The following is a 6,615-nucleotide window of genomic DNA, read 5'->3' on the forward strand; positions in this document are numbered from 1 at the left end:
GAGATGCGCGAGCGCATCGCGCTGCATCTGGCGCGTCGCGGCGAGGGCTGGGCGACGGTCGACGCGCCGCTCGATGTTGCCGCCGCGATCGAGGCTTTGCCCGATCATCAGCCCGTCTTGATCGACTGCCTGACTCTGTGGCTGACCAATCATATGCTGGCCGAACGCGACCTCGATGCGGAATGCCGGCGGCTTGTGGATGTTCTATCGCGGCCGCGCGGGCCGTGGTTCGTGGTGTCCAACGAGGTTGGCCTGGGCATCGTGCCCAACAATGCGCTGGCGAGGCGGTTTCGCGATGCGGCCGGCCGACTCAACCAGCAGGTCGCCGCCGTCGCCAATACGGTGCTGCTGATGGTGGCCGGTCTGCCGCTGAAGGTGAAGTGAGATGACCGAGACCGATGACAAGGATGCCGAGCGCCACCGCGCCAAGATGGCCAAGCGCAAGGCTGTGCAGGATGCCGAGGTGGCGGCAAAGACGATCGAGAAGGGGCTGCTGATCGTCAACACCGGCCCGGGCAAGGGCAAGACCACGGCCGCCTTCGGGCTGGCGCTCAGGATGCTCGGTTACGGCAAGCGCGTCGGCGTCGTGCAGTTCATCAAGGGCAAATGGCATACCGGCGAGAAGGACGCCTTCGCCGCCTTCGGCGACCGCGTCGTCTGGCACGCGATGGGCGAAGGGTTCACCTGGGAGACGCAGGATCTGAAGCGCGACATCGCCGCAGCCGAGGCCGCCTGGGCCAAGGCGCTCGAACTGATGGCCGACCCGACGATCAGCCTCGTCGTGCTCGACGAACTCAACATCGCGCTGCGCTACGACTATCTCGATCTGGAAAAGGTCGTTGCCGCGCTGAAGGCGCGCCGCGCGGACCTGCATGTCGTGGTCACGGGACGCAACGCCAAGCCGCTGCTCGTCGAGGCGGCCGATCTCGTCACCGAAATGGGCCTCACCAAGCACCATTTCTCGGCGGGCGTGAAAGCCCAGCAAGGCATCGAGTTCTGATCACATCGTCAGATAGATCAACAGCGCCGACAGGATGCCGAACAGCGCGATCAGCAGCCAGTCGGCCACCTGGTAGAGCTTCAGCGCCTGCCTGATGTCGAGGCTTTCCGCCTCGCGCCGGCCGCCTTCGCCCATGTAGGCATCCTCGACGACCACGCCGCTATAGCTGCGCGGGCCGGCCAGGGCGAGACCCAGCGCGCCGGCCATCGCGGCCTCCGGCCAGCCGGCATTGGGCGAACGGTGCTTTTTCGCGTCGCGCCGCATGGCCTGCCAGGCGTTGCGGGGGTCCGCGCCTTTGACGAAGAAGGCAGCCAGCACGATCAGCAGCCCCGTCAACCGTGATGCCGGCAGGTTGATCCAGTCGTCGAAGCGCGCCGCCGCCCAGCCGAAGGCCTCATGGCGCGGCGTGCGGTGGCCGATCATCGAATCGGCGGTGTTGGCGGCCTTGTAGGCGACGCCGCCGGCCAGGCCGCAGACCCCGGTCCAGAAGGCCGGAGCGACGATGCCGTCGGAGAAATTCTCGGCCAGGCTTTCGATCGCCGCGCGGGAAACGCCTGCCTTGTCGAGCTTTTCGGGATCGCGGCCGACGATGCGCGAGACGGCGATGCGGCCGAGCGTAAGGCCGCCGGTGTCGAGCGCGTCGGCCACCGCCTCGACATGATCGGCCAGGCTCTTCTGCGACATGAGCGTCGACGCCAGGATCGCGGTGATGATGAGGCCGACCGGAAACATCTGCCAGAGCAGGAGCTGCACGGCAAAAGCGATGACCGCCGGCACCAGAACAATGACCAGCAGAGCCATGACGCCCCGGCGGCGACGCTGAGCGTCGGAATCAGTGGCGCGGTTGAGCGCGCGATCGAGAAAGGATATCAGCCTGCCGAACCAGGTGACGGGATGGCCGATGGCCCCGAACAGCCAGTCCGGGTAGCCGAGTGCCCGCTCAATGACCAATGACAGGAAGGCAATCAGTATCGACATGAAGCTTCTTGATGGAGCGATTGCGGCAGTGGATCACGGCGGATCCCTTGGCCGGGCGAGCGCGCTCTTCCCTCACGCGCCACGGCCTTTCGTCGATCTCTCGACGGGTATCAATCCGCACTCCTATCCAATTTTCGAATTGCCCGCCACCACCCTGTTGCGATTGCCGGAAGCGGCGCGGCTCGGCGAACTTCGAGCGGTCGCGGCCGGCGCCTATGGCGCGCCGTCGGCGGCGCATGTGGCGGCCGCGCCCGGCACGCAGATCCTTCTGCCGCGCGTTGCCTCGCTGGTGAAGCCCGGCAAGGCGCTGGTGCTCGGGCCGACCTATGCCGAGCACAGCGGAGCCGCCGCCATCGCCGGCCATGCGGCGGCCGACGTCGATGATGTCGAAGCGCTTGCCGAGGCCGACCTCGCCGTTGTCGTCAACCCCAACAATCCGGACGGTCGCGTCGTCGAGCGCGAAAGACTGCTTCAGCTTGCCGCCCACCTTCGCACCAAGGGCGGCCTACTGGTCGTCGACGAGGCGTTCATGGATGTCGGGCCGGGAGCGGAAAGCCTGGCCGGCGATGTCGGGCAGGGCGGCATCGTCGTGCTGCGTTCCTTCGGCAAGTTCTTCGGCCTTGCCGGTGTCAGGCTCGGCTTCGCGCTGGCCGACACGCTGACGGTCGAGCGGCTGGAGACGCAACTGGGACCCTGGGCGGTGGCAGGCCCGGCGCTTGAATACGGCATCCGCGCGCTTGGCGACCTCGATTGGCAGGCCGCCATGCGTGGGCGGCTGGCGCAGGACGCGGCGCGGCTCGACAAGCTGTTCGCCCGGTTCGGCGCTACCGTGGCCGGCGGCACCACGTTGTTCCGCTATCTGCGCCTGCCCGAAGCCGCCGGCCTGTTTTCGGCGCTGGGTGAGCGCGGCATCCTGCTCCGGCATTTCGCCCAGCGGCCACAGGTCCTGCGCGCCGGACTGCCGGGGGATGAGGCCGAATGGCAGCGGCTCGAAGCGGCGCTTGCCGACTGGGCCTCATTGCGCGAGGATCGGACGAAGGAAACCAACCCATGATCCATGTCTGTTCGCTGTCGAAGGTCGAGGAGACGGTGGCGAGAACCGGCGCGCAGCGCCTGCTGTCGCTGCTTGCCGCCGGCACCGAAGTGATGCGCCCGGCCTCGATCGTGGCGGAAAACCACTTGCATCTGGTCATGCACGATATCGCCGTGGCGCAGGAAGGCATGACCATGCCGGGCGAGGAGCATGTCCGCGCGCTGCTCGATTTCGGTTATCGCTGGGATCGGGCAAAGCCGCTGGTCGTGCATTGCTATGCCGGCATCAGCCGCTCGACCGCCTCGGCCTATATCATTGCCGCGGCGCTGGCGCCGAAGCGCGACGAGGTCGAGCTGGCGCAGACGCTGCGCGCGCTCTCGCCCTCGGCGACCCCCAATCCGCGGCTGATCGCCGTTGCCGATGCCTTGCTTGGCCGCGATGGCCGCATGATCGCCGCGATCGAAGCGATCGGGCGCGGCGCCGACGCTTTCGAGGGCATACCTTTCGAGTTGAAGATCGAAGCCTGAACCCCTTCGGGTTACGGCAGCCAGTCGGCGAGCTTTGCCTTGCGGACATCCTTCACCAGGCTGATGAAGCCGTCGGCCTGATGCTCGGCGGTCAGGCGGCCCTTCTCGGCCGTGGCGATCGAGGCGTCGCCGACCACGCCGTTCGGGTTGAGGTCGCTGGCGATCCAGGCGAAGGCGTGCGTGCCGGTGTGGCGCAGCAGGGCGAATTCCTTTTCGGCGCGGCCGACATTGGAAACGAAATTGTCGGCCTTGCCCATGTCGACGAGGTCGGGCCGGAAATGCAGCATCAGCGAGGTCTCGACGTCGCCGCCATGGATGCCGTGGCGGTCCTCCAGCTCGGTGTACATGCCGGCTGGCCGGCCGAAACGCTGCCAGCTCGTCTTCACCGCCAGCATTTTGACACGCACGCGCAGCTCGCGCGTGATGATGCCCATGATCTCCTCATTGCCGCCATGCGAGTTGACGACGATCAGCTTTCTCACCCCGGCCCTGGCGATGGACAGGCCGAGTTCGGTCCAGGCATCGACCAGGGTCGTTGCCGGCAGGGTGAGGGTGCCCGGCGCGTGCAGATGTTCGTTGGATTTGCCCACCGCCTGGACGGGCAGGATACGGATGTCGAGATCGGCGGGCAGGCGGGCGATGACGGTGTCCAGCATGCCGTTCATGATCGAGGTGTCGGTCGACACCGGCAGATGCGGTCCGTGCTGCTCGATCGCCGCCACCGGCAGCACGGCGATCGTCGCTTCCGGGTCGATCGAGGCGTATTCGGTGGTCCGGTAGTCGCCCCACCACACGCGTCTGTTCGCAACGGTCATGTCGTGCCTCTTCAAATCATCGCGCCAGACCTAGCGCGGCTGGCATCGCCTGTCGATCATCCGGCGGCGATCACCTCGACCTCGACCTTGAATTCCGGCCGGGCGAAACCGGAGACGATCATCAATGTCGAGGCCGGCGCCGGGCTGGCGAACAGCCGGTCGCGCACCTCCATATAGGGCCTGAGGAAGGCGCGGTCGGTGACATAGGTGTTGATGCGCACAATGTCGGCAAGGCCAAGTCCGGCCTCGCCGAGAATCGCCGCTACGTTGTCGAAGCAGAGTTCGGCCTGCGCCCCGGCGTCATCCGGAATCTGGTCGTCCGCGGTCATGGCGACCTGGCCTGAACACAGCACCAGGCGCTTGCCGGGAGGCACTTCGACGCCGTGGCTGTAGCGGGCAAAGGGCGGCTTGATCGACTTCGGCGTGAGGAATCGGAACATGGCAATCTCCTGTCTCAGCCTAATGCATGTCGCCCAAAAGTGTGCAGCGGTTTTGGGATAACGACATGCATGAAACAACAACCTAAGGCGCGTCGCATAAGTGCCGTTCAGGCGCGACGGGCTTTAGGTAAGGCACGATCAAAGACGCCTTCAAGATGGCTGTGCCCATCGTCCTTGCGATTATGGACAGGCGTCCAAAAAATAGGCACGATGCCTCTCGTACAGCATGACCCGTCCGCTGCTAGCAGCGACTGTCGCGCGAGCAGGCGGCCCAGGCGGTGGCATGTGTCTTGCTTCTTGAACCAATGGTGTCGAGCCCGGCGCGCAGCGCGTCGGAGCAAATTGAGGGTGATGTTCATGGTCGGAAAACGGAAGATCCTGGCGGGCGCTGTCGTCCTGCTTGCGGCGGGCACGCTGGGCGCGGCCGCCAACGAGAAAGTCACCTTCGGCACCAACTGGCTGGCCGAGCCGGAGCATGGCGGCTACTACCAGGCGGTCGCCGACGGCACCTATGCCGCGTGCGGCCTCGACGTCACCATCATGCAGGGCGGCCCGCAGGTCAGCGGCCGGCCGATGCTGCTGGCCGGCAAGATCGATTTCTATATGGGCGGCAACCTTCTGTCGGCCTTCGACGCCGTGCAGCAGGGCATTCCGATGCGCGTTGTCGCGGCCGACTTCCAGAAGGACCCGCAGGTCATCATGTCCCAGCCCGGGCAGGGGCTGGACAAGTGGGAAGACCTGAAGAACGCCGACCAGTACATCCTCGGCGACGAGGGTGCGCAGACCTTCTTCCAGTGGATGGTGACCGAGCTCGGCTTCGATGCCGCCAAGCGCGTGCCCTACACGTTCAACCCGGCGCCATTCATCGCCAACAAAAAGTCGATCCAGCAGGGCTACGTCACGTCGGAACCGTTCGCGGTGCAGAAGGCGGGCGGCTTCGTTCCGAACCAGTTCCTGCTCGCCGACTATGGCTGGGATACCTACGCGACCACCGTCGAGGTCATGCAGGACACGATCGACAAGCGGCCGGAGGTGGTGCAGTGCTTCGTCGATGGCTCGGCCAAGGGCTGGTACAACTACCTGTACGGCGACAACAAGGCCGCCAACGATCTGATCAAGAAGGACAATCCGGATATGACGGACGAGCAGATCGCCTTCTCGATCGAGCAGCTGAAGAAGTTCGGCGTGGTCGATTCCGGCGATACCGAAAAGCTCGGCATCGGCGGCATGACGGAAGCGCGTATCCAGAGCTTCTACGACAAGATGGTCAAGGCCAAGGTGGCGCAGCCGGGCATCGACATCAAGAAGGCCTATACGCTGGCCTTCATCAACAAGGGCGTCGGGCTGGACCTGAAGAAGTAACCGTGAAGCTGGAGAAAGTGGCGCAGGCGCCGGCAACGGCATCGGGTGAAGGCCCGATGCTGTTGGCGCTCCGCAATGTCGGCAAGGTCTTTTCCAACGGCGTGACGGCGCTGAGCGACGTCGACCTGACAATCCGCGAAGGCGATTTCCTCAGCCTTCTCGGACCGTCGGGCTGCGGCAAGTCGACGGCGCTCAGGCTGATCGCCGGCCTGTCGACGCCGACCTCCGGGCTGCTCGACTGGCGCGGCGGCATCGATCGCTCGAACATCGGCTTCGTCTTCCAGGAGCCGACGCTGCTGCCCTGGGCGAATGTCTTCGACAATGTCTGGCTGCCGCTCAGGCTGAAGGGCGTGTCGCGCGCAAAAGCCGAGCCCGCGGTGATGGCCATGCTGGCGCGCGTGCATCTCAACGGCTTCGAAAATGCCGTGCCGCGCGAGCTCTCCGGCGGCATGAAGATGCG

9 protein-coding genes are annotated in these 6,615 nt (G+C 65.7%); 6 read left to right on the top strand and 3 right to left on the bottom strand.

The window, feature by feature from the left end; genetic code table 11:
* A partial coding sequence (locus EN780_RS24540) for a bifunctional adenosylcobinamide kinase/adenosylcobinamide-phosphate guanylyltransferase (protein WP_133372695.1) occupies positions 1–384 on the top strand: 384 nt, incomplete at its 5' end.
* Position 385: 1 nt separating this feature from the next.
* Entirely contained in the window at positions 386–1,000 is a 615-nt protein-coding gene (cobO, locus tag EN780_RS24545) for a cob(I)yrinic acid a,c-diamide adenosyltransferase (RefSeq protein WP_128275567.1), read from the top strand.
* On the opposite strand, the gene cbiB is transcribed toward cobO, so the two are convergent.
* Positions 1,001–1,978 carry an adenosylcobinamide-phosphate synthase CbiB gene (gene cbiB / locus EN780_RS24550; RefSeq protein WP_128275568.1) on the bottom strand — a complete coding sequence of 326 codons (978 nt, stop codon included), beginning with the start codon at positions 1,976–1,978 and terminating at the stop codon, positions 1,001–1,003.
* Between cbiB and cobD the strand changes: the two genes are divergently transcribed.
* Together cobD and EN780_RS24560 are read left to right on the top strand one after the other, a co-directional pair.
* Complete coding sequence (cobD, locus tag EN780_RS24555) at positions 1,977–3,032, top strand: threonine-phosphate decarboxylase CobD (RefSeq protein ID WP_128275569.1); 1,056 nt, start codon at positions 1,977–1,979, stop codon at positions 3,030–3,032. The two genes, cbiB and cobD, sit on opposite strands and share 2 nt — an antisense overlap.
* A complete protein-coding gene (locus EN780_RS24560; protein WP_127309397.1) occupies positions 3,029–3,538 on the top strand; it encodes a tyrosine phosphatase family protein in 510 nt (169 codons plus the stop codon). The genes cobD and EN780_RS24560 overlap by 4 nt, the downstream gene beginning before the upstream one ends.
* An 11-nt stretch (positions 3,539–3,549) precedes the next feature.
* Here the strand turns inward: EN780_RS24560 and EN780_RS24565 are convergent, their stop codons facing one another.
* Together EN780_RS24565 and EN780_RS24570 are read right to left on the bottom strand one after the other, a co-directional pair.
* Positions 3,550–4,353 (bottom strand): creatininase family protein, encoded by an 804-nt coding sequence (locus tag EN780_RS24565; protein WP_128275570.1) that lies wholly within the window; start codon positions 4,351–4,353, stop codon positions 3,550–3,552.
* Positions 4,354–4,409: 56 nt separating this feature from the next.
* On the bottom strand, positions 4,410–4,793 hold the full coding sequence (locus tag EN780_RS24570) for a RidA family protein (protein ID WP_128275571.1): 384 nt from the start codon (positions 4,791–4,793) through the stop codon (positions 4,410–4,412).
* A gap of 357 nt (positions 4,794–5,150) precedes the next feature.
* Here EN780_RS24570 and EN780_RS24575 point away from each other — a divergent pair, with 357 nt between their 5' ends.
* Both EN780_RS24575 and EN780_RS24580 read left to right on the top strand, forming a co-directional pair.
* The gene (locus tag EN780_RS24575; RefSeq protein WP_127284955.1) at positions 5,151–6,155 is read left to right on the top strand and encodes an ABC transporter substrate-binding protein; all 1,005 of its coding nucleotides are present in this window, start codon (positions 5,151–5,153) and stop codon (positions 6,153–6,155) included.
* A 2-nt stretch (positions 6,156–6,157) separates the two neighbouring features.
* Positions 6,158–6,615: ATP-binding cassette domain-containing protein (locus tag EN780_RS24580; protein WP_133372696.1), on the top strand; the 458-nt coding region annotated here is incomplete at its 3' end.

Source organism: Mesorhizobium sp. M4B.F.Ca.ET.089.01.1.1 (assembly GCF_004022605.1).
Taxonomy (GTDB): domain Bacteria; phylum Pseudomonadota; class Alphaproteobacteria; order Rhizobiales; family Rhizobiaceae; genus Mesorhizobium; species Mesorhizobium abyssinicae.

Bases quoted from the DNA above. Each gene is read 5' to 3' on its own strand.
- cobO (WP_128275567.1), top strand. From the start codon at position 386: ATGACCGAGACCGATGACAAGGATGCCGAGCGCCACCGCGCCAAGATG.
- cobD (WP_128275569.1), top strand. From the start codon at position 1,977: ATGAAGCTTCTTGATGGAGCGATTGCGGCAGTGGATCACGGCGGATCC.
- cbiB (WP_128275568.1), bottom strand. From the start codon at position 1,978: ATGTCGATACTGATTGCCTTCCTGTCATTGGTCATTGAGCGGGCACTC.
- EN780_RS24560 (WP_127309397.1), top strand. From the start codon at position 3,029: ATGATCCATGTCTGTTCGCTGTCGAAGGTCGAGGAGACGGTGGCGAGA.
- EN780_RS24565 (WP_128275570.1), bottom strand. From the start codon at position 4,353: ATGACCGTTGCGAACAGACGCGTGTGGTGGGGCGACTACCGGACCACC.
- EN780_RS24570 (WP_128275571.1), bottom strand. From the start codon at position 4,793: ATGTTCCGATTCCTCACGCCGAAGTCGATCAAGCCGCCCTTTGCCCGC.
- EN780_RS24575 (WP_127284955.1), top strand. From the start codon at position 5,151: ATGGTCGGAAAACGGAAGATCCTGGCGGGCGCTGTCGTCCTGCTTGCG.